Origin of the sequence: Pseudomonas sp. 8BK (assembly GCF_902506475.1) — a bacterium.
Taxonomy (GTDB): domain Bacteria; phylum Pseudomonadota; class Gammaproteobacteria; order Pseudomonadales; family Pseudomonadaceae; genus Aquipseudomonas; species Aquipseudomonas anguilliseptica.
In genome coordinates, this window is the sequence record NZ_LR733258.1 from 1 (window position 1) to 1,246 (window position 1,246).

Here is a 1,246-nt window from a genome sequence, read left to right on the forward strand (position 1 = left end):
TGTTGTGGTCAACGAATTCTGGACACTGGTTTAGGTTTATCCGGCCAGTGATTCGGCTTCCACTGGCGTTTTGTACCCGTTGTAGCTGTGTGGCCGTTGATGGTTGTAGTAGTCCGTCAGGTAACGCAGTACATCCGCCTCAGCCTGACCCTGGTTGGTATAGCCTTGCTCTGGCATCCACTCTGTTTTCAGGCTTCTGAAAAAGCGCTCCATCGGTGCGTTGTCCCAGCAGTTGCCACGCCGGCTCATGCTCTGCTTGATCCGGTAGCGCCACAGCATTTGGCGGAACTCGATGCTGGTGTAATGGCTGCCTTGGTCAGAGTGAAACATCAGCTGCTGCGGACAACCACGGGACTCAAAAGCCACGCGCAAAGCGCGCGTCGTAAGGTGCGAGTCCGGTCGATTGGAGAGTGCCCAGCCCACGATGCGGCGCGCATACAAATCCATAACCGCCGCCAGGTAAATCCAGCGATTACCCGCCCAGATGTAGGTCACGTCGCCGCACCACACTTGGTTGGGGCCGCTCACTGTGAACTGCCGATCCAGCTCATTCGCTGCGATAGCATTTTCACCATCAGCTCGACGATAACGATGCTTGCGCGATTGCGAACTGAACAGCCGGGCCTCTTTCATAAGGCGTCCGGCCAGAAAACGCCCCACCGCGACACCCTGTATCCGCAGCGCCGCTGACAATGTTCTGGCTCCAGCTGAGCCGCGACTCTGTAGATGAAATTCAGTGGCCAACTGGCGTAATGCAATCCGCCGATGATCTACCCGGCGGCGTCGCTTGCAGGCGTCGTAGACACTGCTGCGATGTACGCCAAATACGCGGCACAGCTCGGCTCGTGGATATCGCTCGCCCAATGCCTCGATCAGGCTTATTGATCGAGGGAGTCCGACATTAAGAGAGCGGTAGCCTTTTTTAGGATCTCTTTCTCCCGCTCTAAACGCCGAACCTGGGCCTCAAGGTCTTGTATGCGTTTCTGCTCGGGAGTCATGGCCTTACTGCGCGGCGGGGTTGTGCCACCACGCTCACTGCGCAGTTGCTCTACCCATCGGCGCAATGCCGTCGGGCCTACCCCCATCGACTTGCAGGCTTCGGGAATTGAATAGCCTTGATCCAAAACCAGGCCTGCTGCTTCGAGTTTGAAATCTGTACTGAATGATCTTCTGGTCACGTAAACACCTCATTGCTGGGCGAAGCTTAACGCCCTATCGGGGTGTCCAGAATCATTGAGCCACAACA

At 56.6% G+C, this 1,246-nt stretch carries 1 protein-coding gene; it reads right to left on the reverse strand.

All coding sequences use genetic code 11. The annotated features are described in order from the left end of the window. Positions 1 to 36: 36 nt before the first annotated feature. Positions 37 to 1,178 (reverse strand): IS3 family transposase gene (locus ACIN8IBEIGE_RS20615; RefSeq protein WP_160016442.1). Its coding sequence is split into 2 segments (ribosomal slippage): positions 37 to 926 and positions 926 to 1,178, totalling 1,143 coding nucleotides; the frame shifts between segments, so codons are not numbered across the junction. Between the last annotated feature and the right edge of the window lie 68 nt (positions 1,179 to 1,246).